Below are 17,272 nucleotides of genomic sequence, written 5' to 3'. Positions count from 1 at the left end.
CGACCTGAGCCAGCCCCCCGCCGCCCCAACTCCCTTACGGGCAGCCCCCCTTAAGGGCGACTCCCTTGCGCTTACGAGCAACTCCCTTACGGGCTACAGCTTTTCCACCGGCGCGTACCGCAGCAGCAGACGCTTCGGCTTCGGCTCCCCGAAGTCGACCGTCGCCTCCGCGTTCGCCCCCGTGCCGTTCACGCCGACCACCGTGCCGAGTCCGAACTGGTCGTGCGTGACCCGGTCTCCGACGGCCAGCGCCACGACCGGCTTCTCCGAGGTCCGGCGCGTGGCGAAGCCCGAGGCGCCCGACGCCGCCGAGCGTGAGCGGGACGAGGACAGCGAGGCCGCGATGCCCGAGGCCGGACCCGTCGACGGCGGGGCCGCCATGGCGCCGGTCCGCTTCCACTCCAGGTGCGCCGCCGGGATCTCCTCCAGGAAGCGGGAGGGCGGGTTGTACGACGGCTGTCCCCAGGCGCTGCGCAGCGACGACCGTGTCAGGTAAAGGCGTTCACGCGCGCGTGTGATGCCGACGTACGCGAGGCGCCGCTCCTCCTCCAGCTCCTTGGCCTGGCCGAGGGCGCGCATGTGCGGGAAGACGCCGTCCTCCATGCCGGTGAGGAAGACGACCGGGAACTCGAGGCCCTTGGCGGTGTGCAGGGTCATCAGCGTGATGACTCCGGAGCCGTCCTCGTCCTCGTCGGGGATCTGGTCGGAGTCGGCGACGAGGGCCACCCGTTCCAGGAAGGCGGCGAGCCCGACGGGCGTCTCGCTCTCCCCCTCCCCGCCGCTGTTCTCCTGCTCAAACTCCAGGGCCACGGCGGCGAGTTCCTGAAGGTTCTCGATGCGGGTCTCGTCCTGCGGGTCGGTGGAGGCCTGCAACTCGGCGAGATAGCCGGTGCGTTCGAGGATGGCCTCCAGGACCGTCGCCGGGCCCGCGCCGGACTCGACGATCGTACGGAGGTCCTCCATCAGCGTGTTGAACTTCTTGACCGCGTTCGTCGACCGCGCGGCCATGCCGTAGGCCTCGTCGACGCGCCTGAGCGCCTGCGGGAAGCTGATCTTCTCGCGCTGCGAGAGGGCGTCGATCATCGCCTCGGCGCGCTCGCCGATGCCGCGCTTGGGGACGTTGAGGATGCGGCGCAGCGGGACCGCGTCCTCCGGGTTGGCCAGGACGCGCAGGTAGGCCAGGACGTCCCGGACCTCCTTGCGCTCGTAGAAGCGGACTCCGCCGACGACCTTGTAGGGCAGGCCGACGCGGATGAAGATCTCCTCGAAGACACGGGACTGTGCGTTCGTCCGGTAGAAGACGGCGACGTCTCCGGCCTTCGCCTCGCCCGCGTCGGTGAGACGGTCTATCTCCTCGGCGACGAACTGCGCCTCGTCGTGCTCGGTGTCCGCGACATAGCCGGTGATCTGCGCGCCCGCACCCGCGTTGGTCCACAGGTTCTTGGGGCGGCGGGACTCGTTGCGCTCGATGACCGCGTTGGCGGCGCTCAGGATCGTCTGCGTGGAGCGGTAGTTCTGCTCCAGGAGGATCGTCGTCGCGTTCGGGTAGTCCTCCTCGAACTGGAGGATGTTGCGGATCGTCGCACCCCGGAAGGCGTAGATCGACTGGTCGGCGTCGCCCACGACGCACAACTCGGCGGGCGGCAGGTCGTGTTCACCGGGCGGGACGTCGACCGGGTGCTCGGAGGTGCCGACCAGCTCGCGCACCAGCGCGTACTGCGCGTGGTTGGTGTCCTGGTACTCGTCGACCATGACGTGGCGGAAGCGGCGGCGGTAGTGCTCGGCGACGTCCGGGAAGGCGCGCAGGAGGTTGACCGTCGTCATGATCAGGTCGTCGAAGTCGAGGGCGTTGGCCTCGCGCAGTCGCGACTGGTACATCGCGTAGGCCTGGGCGACGGTCTTCTCGAAGCCGTCGGCGGCCTGGGCGGCGAAGTCCTCCTCGTCGATCAGCTCGTTCTTCAGGTTCGAGATCTTGGCGCTGAAGGACTTCGGGGGGAAGCGCTTCGGGTCGAGGTCCAGGTCGCGGCAGACCAGGGCCATCAGCCGCTTGGAGTCGGCGGCGTCGTAGATCGAGAACGAGGACGTGAAGCCGAGCTTCTTCGACTCGCGGCGCAGGATGCGGACGCACGCGCTGTGGAAGGTCATCACCCACATCGCGTTGGCGCGCGGGCCGACGAGCTGCTCGACGCGCTCCTTCATCTCGCCCGCGGCCTTGTTGGTGAAGGTGATCGCGAGGATCTGCCCGGGGTGCACGTTGCGCTCGCCGAGGAGGTAGGCGATGCGGTGGGTGAGCACGCGGGTCTTGCCGGAGCCGGCGCCGGCCACGATGAGCAGCGGGCTGTCGGAGTGGACGACGGCCGCGCGCTGGTTCTCGTTCAGCCCGTCCAGGAGTGCGGCCGGGTCGACCACGGGGCGTGGGGCGCCGTCCCGGTAGTGGGCGTCTCTGCTCGCGGGCACGTCGAACTTCCCGCCGAACAGGTCGTCCGGAATCGGCTCCGGTCCGTGCTCGTCCTCGGGCGGTGGCGGGGGCTCTCCCTCGTGGGCCCGGGGGCCCTGGAGATCCGCCAGGAAGCTGTCGTCAAAGAGGCTGCTCATCGCTCTCCGAGTTTAGGGCGCCGCGCTGACAACCGGTCGCCACCCCAGGAACTCGGGAAAATTCACGGACCAGAACCGGTCGATCACGATCAGCGACGGCCGGTCCCGCGCATGGTCAAGGTCACGGACGCGTATCGGGCATATCGAACATCAACCTTCACAGAAACCACACGAGTTGGTTAGCGTTCGATCAAGCCGTACGCCCCTCACACCACCACCGACCTGGGGTGCGTCGGTCCAACTCCCTTTCGGAGCAAGGACCGTAGGGCGACATCGGCCCGTAGGGCACCATCTGGAAGGAGCCGCCTCCTTTGGCGTCGTCGCACCGCAAGCCGCGTTCCGCGGGCTCGCGCATCGCAGGCATATGGACCCCCGCCGCCGACGACGGCGATCGGAGTCTCGGGGAGGTCGAGAAGAAGGTCGACGACCTCTATCGGCGGGCGGATTCGGCGACCGAGACGTACAACGCGGCCAAGGAGAGGGCGACCGGGCAGCGCGGGCGTCTCGACACCCGTCCGGAGGACGCGCCCAAGCTCGCGCAGAGGCTCAACTCCGCGCGGGAGCGGCTGGGTTCGTTCACCGCCGCGCAGTACCGCACCGGGGCCTCCGCCCCGGACGCCTCGACGTTCCTGCTCCCGGACACCCCGCAGGACTACTTCGAGCAGGCCCAGCTGATGAGCCGGCTGACCCGCCGCCAGAAGGACGCGGTTCGTCACGAGACGACCGAGAGCCTCCAGACCCCCAGCGGCGCGCAGAGCGACCTGAGGACGGCCAAGGCCACCGTCCAGAAGAAGCTCTCCACCGCGCGCGAGCTGCTGTCGCAGCCGCACGCGCGGAAGCAGCGGCCCGAGGCGGCGCGGAGCGCCCCTTCCAGCTCCTCCTCGCCCTCCGCCGACTCCTTCTACGCCACGAAGGCCGCCAAGGCCGTCGCCTTCGCCCGCGCCCAGGTCGGCAAGCCATACGTCTGGGGTGCCGCCGGCCCGGACTCGTACGACTGCGCGGGCCTCACGCAGGCCTCCTGGAAGGCCGCCTGCGTCACCCTCCCCCGCGTCGCCACCGACCAGGCCGACGCCGGCATCACGGTCTCCCTGGCCGACGTCCAACCCGGTGACCTGGTCTTCTTCCACGACGACAGCAGCCACGTCGGCGTCTACGTAGGCAACGGCATGATGATCCACGCCCTGAAGCCCGGCGCCTACGTCCGCGAGGAGTCGGTCCACTACGACGGCGCGGCGACCATCCACAGCGTGGTGCGGCCCGCCTGAGCGGAGTTCGTGGGCGCACGCACGCGTGCAGGTGTTTTTGAGCCGCACGCGCGCGTGGCCCTCCGTCGGCACCGACCGGGCTCTCTAGCATCGCCCTATGTCTGGTACCTCCCGCTTCCGCGCCTGGTGGGCGCAGCGTCCGCCGGCGGCCGGGGCCGTCGTGTTGGCCACCGCGATCGTGTCGGTCGGCCTGCGTGTCACGGGGTACGAGGTGCTGTCCCGCATCGCCTTCGTGGTGGCCTGCGCCTTCTGGCTGGGGCTGGTGGCGGACTTCGTCGTACGGCTGCTGTGGGACCGGCGGCGGTGGCTCGCGGAGGCGGGGACGCCCGGTGCGCTGACCGCCACGGCCGCGACCGCCGTACTGGGGACGCGGTTCTCGATCGCAGGCTGGCAGACGGTGGCCGAGGCGCTGCTGGCGCTGGCCGTGGTGCTGTGGCCGGGGCTGCTCGTGCGGGTCCTACGGAACTGGAAGGGGCGCATGCCCGGGACCGTGTTCCTGGGCTGTGTGGCCACGCAGTCGCTGGCCGTGCTGGGGGCGACGATCGCCGGGGCCGAGTCGGCGGCCTGGCTCGCGCACACGGCGCTGGTGCTGTTCTGGTTCGGGCTGGTCCTCTACGGCTTCGCACTCGCCCGTTTCGAATGGCGGCAGCTGGTCATCGGGGCCGGGGACCACTGGATCGCCGGCGGCGCGCTGGCCGTCTCGGCGCTGGCCGGGGCGCAGCTGATCGTCGCCGACAGCGCGCGCCTGTACCTGTGGAACTCCGACGACCGGGGTGTCCTGCGGGCCGTGACCGTGGCGCTGCTGGTGCTCGACGTGGCCTGGTGCGTCGTCCTGCTGGCCGCCGAGGCCGCCTGGCCGCGGCCGCGCTTCGACGTGCGGCGCTGGTCGACGGTGTTCCCCCTGGGGATGACGGCGGCGACCATGTTGTCCGTGGGGACCGCCGTGGACGTCTCGTGGCTGCGGACGCCTGGGGAGGTGGTGCTGTGGATCGCGGTGGCGGCCTGGCTGGTGGTCGCCGCGGGGACGGTCCGGTTCTACCTCGCCGCCGCGTCCGGGGTCACGTCCACAGGACCGCGATGAAGATGTTCACCATGGTGAGCCCGCCCACCAGCGCGAACTGACTCTTGTCGACCGTCTCCTCGTCCCGCTTCACATAGACGAGGCCGAGGATCACGATCAGCAGCGCGAGCTTGATGCCGATCTTGATGTTGTTGACGTGCTGATCGTCGGCCTGGTTGAGGCCGACCAGGATCGCGCCGGTGACCAGCATGGTCAGCGCGCCGTGCAGCATGCCGGGGACGAAGCGGGCCGTGCCCTGGCCCATCGCCTTCATCTGGGTGAGGAAACCACCGAGCAGCGCGGCGATGCCGATGATGTGCAGGCCGACGAAGAGATGGATGAGTACGTCCATGAGTCCGGAGCCTAATCAGGGGCTCCGGGGGCGACCGACACCGCCCCTCTGTAGCGGCCCGCACGACCTTGCATATATGCGACCCATAGCACCGCGCCGTCCCGCCCCGCGTCGGAACCGCCGCTTCGGTCAGCGCGCCGCGTGAAGGCGGCGGCCCCGGACCGGGACCACAGTCACTTACGGGCAATTTCCGATCACCTCATGTCAGTTGCGGACATGCGTTACCGGGCCGTCACCATCAGGTTTAGCGTCCTCCACCAGGTGACCGGCTCCCCACCGCCGCCCGGACCAGGGGCGGCAGCCGGACATCACCGCCGAGAAGTCCGGCGGCGGCCCGCTCCCCCTGTGTGGGCCGCCGCCGGACGCGCAACCGCCCGCTCCCCCGGCGGTCGTACGAAAGGACGTGCAGTCCACGTGGCAGCGCACCGCAAGCCCCGACAGCGCTCGCTCAGCGGCAATACAGCCCGTACGGCGGCGACGATCGCCCTCGCGGGCGCGGCGACGGCGACGGGCTTCGACGGGACCTCGCACGCCGAGCCACAGCTGACACCGACGCAGGTCAAGGCCAAGGTGGACAAGCTGTACCAGGAGGCGGAAGTCGCCACCGAGAAGTACGACGGAGCGAAGGAGAAGGCGGACGCGGCCGAGAAACAGCTGAACACCCTGCGGGACGAGGCGGCACGCAGGACGGAGAAGCTCAACTCGGCCCGGGAATCGCTGGGTTACGTCGCCGCCGCCCAGTACCGCAGCGGCGGGATCGACCCCGCGGTGCAACTCATGCTCTCCGACGACCCCGAACAGTATCTGGACGGCGCCGAGTTCGCCGACCGGGTGGGCCACCGGCAGACGGCGGCCGTCGCGCTCGTACGGCAACAGCTGCGGGAGATCGAGCAGTTGCGCGGCGCCGCGCACATCGAGCTGACCTCGCTGAAGTCACGGCAGGCGGAGCTCGGCAGGCAGAAGAAGACGATCAACGGCAAGCTGGACCAGGCACGCCGGCTGCTGTCCAGCCTGACTCCGCAGCAGCGGGCGCAGGTCGGCGAGGCGGGTGGTACCGGCCGCGCGTCACGCTCGTCGACCGCGGCACGGGGTGCGCTGGCCGCGCCCGGTTCCTCCGCCGCCGCGGCCGACGCCCCCAACTCCCGTGCGGCGGCGGCCGTTTCCTACGCCTACCAGAAGCTCGGCAGCCCCTACGTCTGGGGCGCGACGGGCCCCAACGCCTTCGACTGCTCGGGCCTCATGCAGGCCGCGTACAGCTCCGCCGGTGTCTCCCTGCCCCGCACGACCTACGCCCAGATCAACGCGGGCCAGCGGGTCTCCCGGTCCGAACTGCGCCCCGGCGACCTGGTGTTCTTCTACTCGGGCATCAGCCACGTCGGCATGTACGTCGGCGACGGCCAGATGATCCACGCACCGAACCCGTCGGCTCCGGTGCGACTGGCGCCGATCGACGAGATGCCGTTCGCGGGGGCGACGCGGGTGGTGTGAATTCCCCGGGTGAACTCCCTTACGGGGTACGGCCCTCACGGGTCCGGGTCACACCAGTCGCCGTGCCGTCGCCCAGCGCGTCAGCTCGTGCCGGTTCGACAGCTGGAGCTTCCTCAGCACCGCCGAGACATGGGACTCGACCGTCTTCACCGAGATGAACAGCTGCTTGGCGATCTCCTTGTAGGCGTAGCCGCGCGCGATGAGGCGCAGGACCTCGCGCTCGCGCTGGGTGAGGCGGTCGAGGTCCTCGTCGACCGGCGGGGCGTCGGTAGACGCGAAGGCGTCGAGGACGAAGCCGGCCAGGCGGGGCGAGAAGACCGCGTCGCCCTCCTGGACCCGGAAGATGGAGTTGACGAGGTCCGTGCCGGTGATCGTCTTGGTGACGTAGCCGCGCGCACCGCCGCGGATCACCCCGATCACGTCCTCCGCCGCGTCCGACACGGACAGGGCGAGGAAGCGGACGGGCTGCTCGGCATCGCTCATCAACGGGGCGCAGCGGCGCAGGACTTCGACCCCGCCGCCACCCGGGAGGTGGACGTCGAGGAGGACCACCTCGGGGCGGGTCGCGGTGATGACCGTGACCGCCTGGTCGACGTCCGCGGCCTCGCCGATCACCTCGACGCCGGTCTCCTCGGTCCGGCCGATCTCGGCCTGGACTCCCGTACGGAACATGCGGTGGTCGTCGACGAGGACCACGCGCACGTGACGCCCGCCCGCGCTCCCGCCGGTCGGCTCCGCCGGTTCGTTCGTCTCGGTCGCGTCGCTCATGACGTCTTCTCCGCCCTCTCCATCTCCAGCTCGACCTCGGTACCGCCGTCCGGCACCGCGCGCAGCCGTGCCGTACCGCCGTGGCGCTCCATACGGCCGATGATCGATTCTCTGACGCCCATGCGGTCGGTGGGTATCGAGTCGAGGTCGAAGCCCGGTCCGCGGTCACGGACGGACACGAAGACCGTCTTCCCCTCCACCTCGGCGTAGACCTGTACGGCGCCGCCCTCGCCACCGTACTTGGCCGCGTTCACCATCGCTTCGCGCGCGGCCTGCATCTGGGCACCGATTCTGTCGTCGAGCGGGCAGTCGCCGACGATGACGACCTCGATGGGGACGCCGTGCTTGTCCTCGACCTCGGCCGCGCTGCGGCGCACCGCCTCGGCGAGGGTGTCGGGTTCGTCGGCCTCGTCCTTGCCGGTGCCCTCCGGTTTGTAGAGCCAGGCGCGCAGGTCGCGCTCCTGGGCGCGGGCCAGGCGGCGCACCTCGTTCGGGCTCTCCGCGTTGCGCTGGATCAGGGTCAGGGTGTGCAGCACGGAGTCGTGGACATGGGCGGCGACCTCGGCGCGCTCCTGGGCGCGGATGCGCATCAGGCGCTCCTCGGAGAGGTCCTGGGTCATCCGCACGAGGTACGGCCCGGCAAGCAGGGTGATGCCGACGAGGACCGCGAGGGCCGCCTGGAGGACCGAGCCGAGGTGGGCGGCGGAGCCCTGCAACACGAAGATCGCGGTGGCGCCCGCGGTGACCAGCAGGACCCCACCGCCCGCGCGCAGCAGGCTGAGCGTACGGCGGCGGCTGCCGACCTCGGCCCAGCGGGCGCGGCGGGCGTTGTCCGCCTGCCGCCAGACGAGGGCGACGCCCGCGCCGACGAGGACGGTCGGGAAGAGATAGGCCTTGGCGCCGCTGCCCAGGTTCACGTTGCCGACGAAGACCAGCGCGACGACGACCATGAGGAGCAGGGCGACGATCTGGCCCTTGTCCGGCTTGCGGGCGACGAGTCTGCGGCGGCCGTCCGGCGAGGTCTCGGTGGAGACGAGCGACGGGGGCCGCTGGCCGGCGACCCCGCCGACGCCGAGCGGCACGAAGAACCAGAACGAGGCGTACAACAGCGCGCCGAGTCCGTCCGCGAGGAACAGCCCCACGAACACCAGCCGCACCCAGATCACCGGCAGCCCGAGATGCCCGGCGAGCCCCCGCGCCACACCACCGAGCCAGCGTCCGTCACTGCTGCGGTAGAGCTTGCGCGGCGGCCGCGGGTCCTCGACGGGCAATGCTGCGGCTTCCGGCATGCCACCGATGTTCACACGCCCCGCCGTTCAGGGCATCAGGGTCGACCCCCGAGACTCCCCTGATCTTCGAAAACGGCGCGCTCGGTCCGCGAAAACGGCGTCCTGCGGGGGTTCTGACGGATTGCCGGAAGGTGAAGCGGGCGACAGCGGCCAGTGGATCGGCTGCGGCTGCGCACCACCGGCACACGAGCCGGTCTCGGTGTCGGTCGCGATGTCGGTCTCGGTCTCGGCGTCGGTCGCCATGCCGGTCACCGCTGCACGGGAGCCCGGCGGGTAACCGCCCGCCCGCGGCAACCGCGCCCGCCCGGCGAACGACTCACGACACAGCCCACCGGCGCGCACCAAAGCCCTTCGAACACTCCCCCGGTCCGGGTCAGGGCCGATTTCAGGGTTCGGCCAGGGTCGTCCCGACTGCCATCGGCGGCTCGCGCCGGGCAGCATGGACGCATGACAGATCACGAGCGCGCCGCGACGGGTCCTGGACCCGGCTCCGGCCCACGTCCGCGAGCGGGCGGCGGGCCGCAGGACGCTGTGCCCGGCGCGGGTGCCGCCTCTTCGCCGGGTGCCGTGCCCGGCGGCAGCACCCCGGCCGCGGCTCCGCACCGGTTCCGGCGGGACCGGCGGTCCAAGGTGCTCGCGGGGGTGTGCGCGGGGCTCGGGCGGCAGTGCGACATGGACCCGGTGATCTTCCGGATCACGCTCGCCGTGCTCTCGGCGACGGGCGGCATCGGCCTCATCTTCTACGGCTTCGCCTGGCTCTTCGTCCCGTACGACGACGAGGAGGAGAACGAGGTCCGCAAGCTCTTCACCGGCCGCGTGGACGGCCAGGCACTGGCGGCCGTGCTGTTCGCGCTGGTCGGCTGCGGTGTGTTCCTGTCGATGCTGAACAACGCCAGTGTGCTGACCTTCGCCGTCGTCCTCTCCCTTCTGCTGGCGGGCGCGGGGTACTGGTCGCAGCATCGCGGCGCCCCCGACCCCGACCCGCTCGCGGCGCAGGCCGTCGCCGATGCCCCGCCGGAGGCCCAGGCGCCGCCGGTGGCCGCCGCCTACCCCTCCTGGTGGCGTGATCCGATCGTCAAGGACGGCACACACGTCGGTGGCACCGGTTATCTGTGGGGCCCCGGCGACTCCCGCGACCGTGACATCGCGGACGCGATCCACATCAGCCTCGCCCCGTCGTACCCGCACTGGCGCGAGGATCAGCGAGTCCCGCGCCCCGCGCCCCCGAAGACGCGCGGCCCGCGCTGGATCGGCGGCTGGGTGTTCCTGCTCGCGCTGTTCGCCGGGGCCCTCGGCACCGCCGCGAAGTGGGACGACCAGGCGCTCGGCACCAGCCTCCAGGCGGGCCTGGCCTGTGCGCTCGTCGTCTTCGGCCTGGGCATCGCGGTCAGCGCGTTCCTCGGGCGTACGGGGGCGGGCTCGGTGTTCCTCGCGATCGTCACGGCCGGCCTGCTCGCCGCCTCGGCGGCCCTGCCCAAGGACCTCACCACGCACTGGGAACACCTCACCTGGCAGCCGGCGGCGGTGGCGGACGTACAGAAGAAGTACGACCTCGGGAACGGGGTGGGCACGCTCGACCTGACCCGCCTGCGGCTGACCAAGGGGCAGACGGTCGCGACGGACGCCGAGGTGGGCGTCGGGCAATTGAAGGTGATCGTGCCGTCGAACGTGACGGTGCGGCTGAGTGCGGACGTGGGCGTCGGGGACATCCAGTTGCCCGGTGACGACAAGGAGGACGTGGACGTGGAGCCGGGCAAGCACCAGCAGGTCACCCTGACCCCGGCGACGGGCGTCAAGAGCGTCGGCACGCTGGACCTGGATCTCCAGGTCGGCGTCGGACAGGCGGAGGTCAGCCGTGCTGCGTCATGAGTTCCAGCCCGGCAAGCTGATCGCCGGTCTCTTCCTCGCCACCGCGGGCGTGGTCTACGCCGGGGACGCGGGCGGGCTGTGGATGACCGAGTGGTTCGCGGCGATCCCGCTGGTCACGGTCGGCCTGGTCCTGGCCGGCGTGGTGGCGGGCATCAACGGCGCGATCCGCAGACGCCGAAGGGCCGGCCGCAGGAACACGGCCGACCCCGGTCCGAACATATCCGGCTGAAGATCGTCTACGGGCGGGCCCGACTGACGGCCCGCCCGGACGGACTGAACGGACGGACTGAACGGACGGACTGAACGGACGGACGGACGGCCGACCCGGAAAGAACCCGGCGACTCCACCACCTACGGCTTCACCACCGGCGGTTTCCCCACCGGCGGCTCCCGCCTCGGGAGCTACCGGTAGCCCCCCGCACCTTGCCTTCGCCTCCCGCGGATCGCCGCGTCCAGGGAGAACACGGAGGCGCCCGCGAGGACGAGGGGCAGCCAGGCCATCAGGTAGGCGAGGTCGTTGCCGTAGTAGTACGGGTCGTTGGCCCAGCTGATGGTCAGCCACAGGCTGAGCGAGATCAGCGCGCCGCCGAGCGCGGCGAGGCGGGCCAGCAGGCCGATCAGGGTGCCGATGCCGACGGCGAGTTCACCGAAGGCGATGGCGTAGCCGAAGCCGACGGGGTTCTTCAAGGACAGGTCGACCAGGGCCGGGATCGCCGACGAGTCGCGGACCGCGCGCATCGTCTCGCCGATCGAGCCGGCGCCGGAGGACTTCATGAAGGCGCTGTCGGTGAGTTTGTCCAGGCCCGCGTAGATGAAGGTGACGCCGAGGAAGACGCGCAGTGGGAGCAGGGCGTATCGGGTGGCGGTGTCCCGCCAGCTCCGGTCGCCGTCGAGGTACGGGGTTTGCGTATCCATCCGAGTGCTGTGAGTCATCGCCCTTAGCCGCCTCTCGCCCGCTGTGCCGTGACCCCTCAACAGACCATACGTACGAATAGGGGGACCCGCTCAATCATGCTTCAGCCAGTTTTTGCGACCTTGGCACGACTCGTGCGGTGGTCGGCCCGTCGAGGGCGTCAGTCCGTGACGTCGACGACGCAGGCGTTCGTCTCCACGCCCGCCGCGGTCACCACCTGTACCTCCACGCGTCCGGGCTCGACGTCGACCGGGACGGGGACGGTCAGGAGGGTGTCCGTGGGGTTGGAGAAGCCTCCGGTGACCGGGACCAGCGGGACGTGGACGTTGACCGGGCCGATGCGGACGACCATGCGGGAGAGGCGGTCGGCGGTCTGGGCGCCCGGAGGGACGAAGCCCGCGCCGCGGATCTCGATGTCGTCGCCGGTGCGGATGGGAGCGTCGAGGTCACCCGCCTCACGGGAACGCACCACCGAGAGGATGACCGGGCGGCCGCCCTCCGCGTACTTGCCGGCCAGGTACGTCGCGGCCGAGATCAACACGACCACCGCCAACCCCCAGGGCAGGTCGGGCAGTTGGTCGGGGCGGCGGGCGAGGCGTACAGCCACGAAGACGAGGGCCACGCCGCTGATCGCGACGTACTGGATGTCGGCGAAGGTGCCGCGGCCCGCGTCGTCGGTCAGGAGGTCGGCCGCGCGGGGGCGGTCGGCGGGGAGCTTCTGGAGGCGCTGGCCCAGCACGCGCAGGCCGACGACCCGGCGGACGAGTACGGCGATCGCGCAGACCACGGCGAGGACGGTCACCACACCGGCGCCGCGGGCGAGTTCGAGGCCGGAGATGAGCGCGTCGCGTTCGGCGTGGTCGGAGGCGGCGGCGAGGCGGCCGGCCAGGACCAGCACCGCGTACGCCACGAACAGCACCCAGGACACGGCCACGGCACGGGAGGTCGACAGCCGGTTGTCCTCACCGATGACCGGGGCCAGCGCCCCGCCGCGCGCGCGGTGGAACCAGGAGGCCGTGGTCACCGCGCCGGCGACCACGAGCGCGGCCAGCAGTCCGGCCGTGCGGGCCGCCGTCCAGCCCGCGCCGATCGCGGTGAGCGCCTGCACCAGGAGCAGCACGACGAAGGCGCCCCACACCGCGAAGGCCGTGCGGTGCCACAGCCGGGCCAGCCAGGCGCCGCCCTCGGCGCGGCCGCGTTCGGCGACGACGTCGGCGGACTGGGTCAGTTCGTCCGAGACCCACTGCCGGGAGGCGGACACCGAGTGCGCCACCGCCGCCGGCAGCCCCTCGCCGGCCGCGAAGCCGTCCCGCTTGACGAGGAACGCGGCGACCGCGCGCCGATGCCCCTCGCGTGCTCCGTGCGGGCAGTCCCCGCAGGCGCAGCCGCCTCCGTGCGCGCCGACGTGCTCGCCGCCCTGTCTCGCCTCCTGCACCGCCACGCTCGACGCCTGCCTTCCCCATGCCCCTCGGCCCGCGACCCCGGGCCCTCACGTTCGGCGGCCGGCTCCGAAGCCTTTGGCCACCGCCTTGCAACTCCCGCACGACAACAGCGGATTGTGCCCTACGGGACACGGCCCGCGTCCGGCAGGTCTGGTCAGGGCGGGTGAAGCGAGCGCCGCCGTGTTGACCCGGCTGCGAGAATTTCCCTATGGCCGAGATCATCCAGCGCGACGGGACCTGGGCCTTCGACGGCACAACGGTCCGTATCACGCCGGGACTTCACCGCTCCGTGCCACTGTTCCGGCAGACGTACGGGGAGATCGCCGTGCCCCTCGAAGCCGTCGCGGGCGTCGTCTACGAACCCGAACGCAAGCGTGGCCGGCTGCGCCTGAGGCTGCGCGAGGGCGCCGACCCGCTGCTCCAGGCGACCGGCGGACGGCTGCCGGACGCGGCGGATCCGTACCGGCTGATCGTGGACATCGACCGGTCCGGGGTCGCCGAGTACGTGGCGGAGGAGATCCGGCACGGGCTGCTCCTCGACCAGATCCCCAAGGACCCCACCAAGGCCTATCTGCTGCCCGGCCCGCCGGTCCCGGTCTCGGTGCGGTCGTCCGACGGCACGGTGTCCTTCGACGGCGCCCAGGTACGCATCGACTGGGCCGACACCTCGGAGCGCGTCAAGCGTGCCACCGGGCCGCGCATCGTCGCCGTGGGCGACCTGGTCCAGGTGGAGTGGCTGCCCAACTCCGGTTACGAGGACGGGTTCATGCGGTTCGTGACCCGCGAGACGGTGTTCTCCAAACTGCCGCCGGAGAAGGACCCGTACGCCCTCGATCTGTGGGGCAGCACCCGCCGCGATCTGCTCACCGCGCTGGTCGCGACGGCGGTGACGGCTCGGCTGCCGCATCCGTCGGCGCGGGAACACGAACGCGAGGACGGCGAGTTCGCGGATCAGCCCCGACGGTCGGCCACCGTCCCGCCGCCGGCCGACCATCACGACGTACTCCTGCGCAGGCTGCGGGAGTTGGGCGAGCTGCACCGGGACGGGGTGCTCACGGACGAGGAGTTCACGATGACCAAGGCGGCGGTACTGCGGGGTTTCAGATAGGGGCCTCAGCTGAGGAGGTCCGGTTCGCTGCGGCTGATGTCCTGCCACAGGGGTTGGTAGTTGATCCACGCGACGAGGTCACCGCCGGTCTGTTCGCGGGTGGCGACGGCGAGTTTGTGGTCGATGAGGAGGGGCCGGCCGGCCGCTTTCGCGAGGAGCTGGACCTGGCAGGAGCGTTCCATGGACAGGAACCACCAGGCCGCCGCGTCCACCGAGTCGCCCACGGTGAGCAGTCCGTGGTTGCGCAGGACGAGCGCCTTGCGGGAGCCAAGGCCTGCGGCGATCCGCTTGCCCTCCTCGGCGTCGACGGAGACACCGCTGTAGGCGTCGTAGAGCGCGTGGTCCTCGTAGAAGGCGCAGCTCTCCTGGCTGATCGGGTCGAGGAAGTCGCCGAGGGCGGAGAGCGCGCGGCCGTGCACGGAGTGGCAGTGGGCGACCGCGACGACGTCCGGGCGGGCGGCGTGGACCTGGGAGTGCACGGTGAAGGCGGCCTGGTTGACGTGGTGGCGGCCCTGGAGGACCTGGCCGTCCGAGTTGGCCAGCACCAGATCGCTCACGGTGACGTGCCGGAAGGGCATCCCGAAGGGGTTGACCCAGAAGCAGTCGCTGAACTCGGGGTCGCGGGCGGTGATGTGCCCGGAGACCCCGTCCTCGAAGCCGTACCGGCCGAACAGGCGCAGGGCGCCCGCGAGCCGTTCCTTGCGGTGCCGGCGTTCGTCCTCGACCGACTCGTGCATCGGCGGCATGGCGAACCGCAGCCTGTCGGTGGGCAGGGGGGAGGGCGGCATCGGCCCGTGCATCGGTCCTCCAGCACTGGGTTCCTTGTTACGGGCGGAAGTTACCGTCGGTGAGGCGAAAAGGGCAGTGGTGTTCTGTAAAGATGCGGCACCAAGCGTGCCCACGTGCCGTCCGACTCCCTTCCGACTCCGTCCCGAGTCCGTCCCGAGTCCGTCCTGAGTCCTTCCCGAATCAGGACAGCAGGTGTCGGGTATCGGCGGGACAGTGGTCGTATGACAGCGAACTGGGCGGTATTCGTCGCCGCGGAACCCGAATTCGCCGCGACCGTGGAGAAGCGTTTCGGTGCCTTCACCCACCATGTCCTCGCGACCCTGCGCAAGGACGGGTCGCCGCGGACGACCGGGCTCGAAGTGCGGTTCCTGGACGGCGAGTTGTGGCTCGGGATGATGCCCGGCTCGCTCAAGGCGCTGGATCTGCGGCGCGACCCGCGCTTCGCGCTCCAGGCGAACCCGGGGCCGGGTACGGACACACACGGCGGGGACGTACGGGTGAGCGGGCGGGCGGTGGAGGTGACGGATGCCGGGGTGAAGGGGGCGTACAGCAAAGAGGTGGAACCGCCGGAGCCGTTCCACCTCTTCCGCACCGGGATCACGGAGGTCGTGCGGACCTACGTCGAGGACGAGAAGTATCTGGTCGTCCAGATCTGGACGCCTGGGGCGCCGGTGCGCACCCTCAAGCGGACCTGAGCCTCAAGCGGACCTGAGCCTCAAGAAGGGCTTACTCCCACTCGATGGTGCCCGGCGGCTTCGACGTCACGTCGAGGACCACTCGGTTGACGTCGGCGACCTCGTTCGTGATGCGGGTGGAGATCTTCGCGAGGACGTCGTACGGCAGGCGCGACCAGTCGGCCGTCATGGCGTCCTCGCTCGACACCGGGCGCAGGACGATCGGGTGGCCGTAGGTGCGGCCGTCGCCCTGGACGCCGACGCTGCGGACGTCCGCGAGGAGGACCACCGGGCACTGCCAGATGTCGCGGTCGAGGCCGGCCGCGGTCAGTTCCTCGCGGGCGATCGCGTCGGCCTCGCGGAGCAGGTCGAGGCGGTCCTTGGTGACCTCGCCGACGATCCGGATGCCGAGGCCGGGGCCCGGGAAGGGCTGGCGCTGGACGATCTCGTCCGGCAGGCCGAGCTCCTGGCCGACCATCCGGACCTCGTCCTTGAACAGCTTGCGCAGCGGCTCGATCAGCTGGAACTCGAGGTCCTCGGGGAGACCGCCGACGTTGTGGTGCGACTTGATGTTCGCGGTGCCCGTGCCGCCACCCGACTCCACGACGTCCGGGTAGAGCGTGCCCTGCACCAGGAACGCGACCTCGGGGCCCGCGTCCGCGATGATCTCGGCCTGCGCCTGCTCGAAGACGCGGATGAACTCGCGGCCGATGATCTTCCGCTTCTGCTCCGGGTCGGAGACCCCGGCGAGCGCGGTGAGGAAGCGCTCCTCCGCGTCCACGACCTTCAGCTGTACGCCGGTCGCGGCCACGAAGTCCTTCTCGACCTGCTCGGTCTCGCCCTTGCGCATCAGACCGTGGTCGACGTACACGCAGGTCAGCTGCGAGCCGATGGCCTTCTGGACGAGGGCGGCCGCCACGGCGGAGTCGACACCGCCGGACAGGCCGCAGATCGCGCGCTTGTCGCCGACCTGCTCGCGGATGAGGGCGACCTGCTCGTCGATGACGTTGCCGGTCGTCCAGTTCGGGGTGAGGCCCGCGCCGCGGTACAGGAAGTGCTCCAGGACCTGCTGGCCGTGCGTGGAGTGCATGACCTCCGGGTGGTACTGGACGCCGTAGAGCTTCTTCTCGTCGTTCTCGAAGGCGGCGACCGGGACGACGTCCGTGGACGCGGTGACCGTGAAGCCCTCGGGGGCGGCGGAGCAGGCGTCGCCGTGCGACATCCACACCGACTGCTCGTCCGGGGTGCCCTCGAAGAGGGTGGAGGACGACTTGGAGACGTGCAGTTCCGTACGGCCGTACTCGCGGGCGCCCGTATTGTCGACGGTGCCGCCGAGGGTCGTGGCCATCAGCTGGAAGCCGTAGCACATGCCGAAGACGGGGACGCCGGCGTCGAAGAGCGCACGGTCCAGGCGGGGGGCGCCCTCCGCGTACACCGACGAGGGGCCGCCGGAGAGGATGATCGCCGCGGGGTTCTTGGCGAGCATCTCCGCGACCGGCATGGTGCTCGGCACGATCTCGCTGTAGACCCGGGCCTCGCGGACGCGGCGGGCGATGAGCTGGGCGTACTGCGCGCCGAAGTCGACGACCAGGACGGTGTCGGGGGCGGGGGTCGCTGACACGTGAGCCTTCCGGCGGTTGGGCGGGGTTCTGGTCATCGA

The 17,272-nt window shown here is 70.9% G+C and carries 15 protein-coding genes; 7 read left to right on the top strand and 8 right to left on the bottom strand.

Annotated elements, in window-relative coordinates:
* Positions 1-93 precede the first annotated feature (93 nt).
* On the bottom strand, positions 94-2,595 hold the full coding sequence (gene pcrA, locus ACNFOC_RS34910) for a DNA helicase PcrA (protein WP_416963054.1): 2,502 nt from the start codon (positions 2,593-2,595) through the stop codon (positions 94-96).
* Positions 2,596-2,906: 311 nt separating this feature from the next.
* On the opposite strand from pcrA, the gene ACNFOC_RS34905 reads away from it, so the two are divergent.
* Positions 2,907-3,860 (top strand): C40 family peptidase, encoded by a 954-nt coding sequence (locus ACNFOC_RS34905; RefSeq protein ID WP_416963053.1) that lies wholly within the window; start codon positions 2,907-2,909, stop codon positions 3,858-3,860.
* A gap of 97 nt (positions 3,861-3,957) precedes the next feature.
* On the top strand, positions 3,958-4,941 hold the full coding sequence (locus ACNFOC_RS34900; RefSeq protein WP_416963052.1) for a tellurite resistance/C4-dicarboxylate transporter family protein: 984 nt from the start codon (positions 3,958-3,960) through the stop codon (positions 4,939-4,941).
* Here ACNFOC_RS34900 and ACNFOC_RS34895 read toward each other — a convergent pair.
* Positions 4,919-5,272: a hypothetical protein gene (locus tag ACNFOC_RS34895; protein WP_019055618.1), complete on the bottom strand. Its 354-nt coding sequence runs from the start codon at positions 5,270-5,272 to the stop codon at positions 4,919-4,921. The two genes, ACNFOC_RS34900 and ACNFOC_RS34895, sit on opposite strands and share 23 nt — an antisense overlap.
* Before the next feature lie 414 nt (positions 5,273-5,686).
* Here ACNFOC_RS34895 and ACNFOC_RS34890 point away from each other — a divergent pair, with 414 nt between their 5' ends.
* Positions 5,687-6,760, top strand: coding sequence for a C40 family peptidase (locus tag ACNFOC_RS34890; protein WP_416963051.1), 1,074 nt, complete (start codon positions 5,687-5,689; stop codon positions 6,758-6,760).
* Positions 6,761-6,808: 48 nt separating this feature from the next.
* Here the strand turns inward: ACNFOC_RS34890 and ACNFOC_RS34885 are convergent, their stop codons facing one another.
* Together ACNFOC_RS34885 and ACNFOC_RS34880 are read right to left on the bottom strand one after the other, a co-directional pair.
* Positions 6,809-7,528 (bottom strand): LuxR C-terminal-related transcriptional regulator, encoded by a 720-nt coding sequence (locus ACNFOC_RS34885; protein WP_416963050.1) that lies wholly within the window; start codon positions 7,526-7,528, stop codon positions 6,809-6,811.
* Positions 7,525-8,817, bottom strand: coding sequence for an ATP-binding protein (locus tag ACNFOC_RS34880; protein WP_416963049.1), 1,293 nt, complete (start codon positions 8,815-8,817; stop codon positions 7,525-7,527). Before ACNFOC_RS34880 ends, ACNFOC_RS34885 begins: the two co-directional genes overlap by 4 nt.
* Positions 8,818-9,264: 447 nt before the next feature.
* Here ACNFOC_RS34880 and ACNFOC_RS34875 point away from each other — a divergent pair, with 447 nt between their 5' ends.
* Entirely contained in the window at positions 9,265-10,686 is a 1,422-nt protein-coding gene (locus ACNFOC_RS34875; RefSeq protein ID WP_416963048.1) for a PspC domain-containing protein, read from the top strand.
* A complete protein-coding gene (locus ACNFOC_RS34870) occupies positions 10,673-10,915 on the top strand; it encodes a hypothetical protein (protein WP_416963047.1) in 243 nt (80 codons plus the stop codon). The genes ACNFOC_RS34875 and ACNFOC_RS34870 overlap by 14 nt, the downstream gene beginning before the upstream one ends.
* A 173-nt stretch (positions 10,916-11,088) precedes the next feature.
* Here the strand turns inward: ACNFOC_RS34870 and ACNFOC_RS34865 are convergent, their stop codons facing one another.
* Together ACNFOC_RS34865 and ACNFOC_RS34860 are read right to left on the bottom strand one after the other, a co-directional pair.
* Positions 11,089-11,619 carry a DoxX family protein gene (locus ACNFOC_RS34865; RefSeq protein WP_416963046.1) on the bottom strand — a complete coding sequence of 177 codons (531 nt, stop codon included), beginning with the start codon at positions 11,617-11,619 and terminating at the stop codon, positions 11,089-11,091.
* 140 nt (positions 11,620-11,759) lie between these two features.
* Positions 11,760-13,040 (bottom strand): hypothetical protein, encoded by a 1,281-nt coding sequence (locus ACNFOC_RS34860; RefSeq protein WP_416963045.1) that lies wholly within the window; start codon positions 13,038-13,040, stop codon positions 11,760-11,762.
* Positions 13,041-13,249: 209 nt separating this feature from the next.
* On the opposite strand from ACNFOC_RS34860, the gene ACNFOC_RS34855 reads away from it, so the two are divergent.
* Entirely contained in the window at positions 13,250-14,149 is a 900-nt protein-coding gene (locus ACNFOC_RS34855) for a DUF4429 domain-containing protein (RefSeq protein WP_416963044.1), read from the top strand.
* Between the two features lie 5 nt (positions 14,150-14,154).
* Here the strand turns inward: ACNFOC_RS34855 and ACNFOC_RS34850 are convergent, their stop codons facing one another.
* Positions 14,155-14,949 (bottom strand): class II aldolase/adducin family protein, encoded by a 795-nt coding sequence (locus ACNFOC_RS34850; protein ID WP_416963043.1) that lies wholly within the window; start codon positions 14,947-14,949, stop codon positions 14,155-14,157.
* A gap of 210 nt (positions 14,950-15,159) precedes the next feature.
* On the opposite strand from ACNFOC_RS34850, the gene ACNFOC_RS34845 reads away from it, so the two are divergent.
* Positions 15,160-15,633 (top strand): pyridoxamine 5'-phosphate oxidase family protein, encoded by a 474-nt coding sequence (locus ACNFOC_RS34845; protein WP_416963042.1) that lies wholly within the window; start codon positions 15,160-15,162, stop codon positions 15,631-15,633.
* 31 nt (positions 15,634-15,664) lie between these two features.
* Here the strand turns inward: ACNFOC_RS34845 and guaA are convergent, their stop codons facing one another.
* Positions 15,665-17,269, bottom strand: coding sequence for a glutamine-hydrolyzing GMP synthase (gene guaA / locus ACNFOC_RS34840; protein ID WP_416963055.1), 1,605 nt, complete (start codon positions 17,267-17,269; stop codon positions 15,665-15,667).
* Positions 17,270-17,272 lie beyond the last annotated feature (3 nt).

This window comes from Streptomyces colwelliae, assembly GCF_048158785.1.
GTDB lineage: Bacteria > Actinomycetota > Actinomycetes > Streptomycetales > Streptomycetaceae > Streptomyces.
The sequence above is the reverse complement of the archived record's forward strand: the minus strand, read 5'-3'. Positions and strand labels throughout refer to the sequence as shown.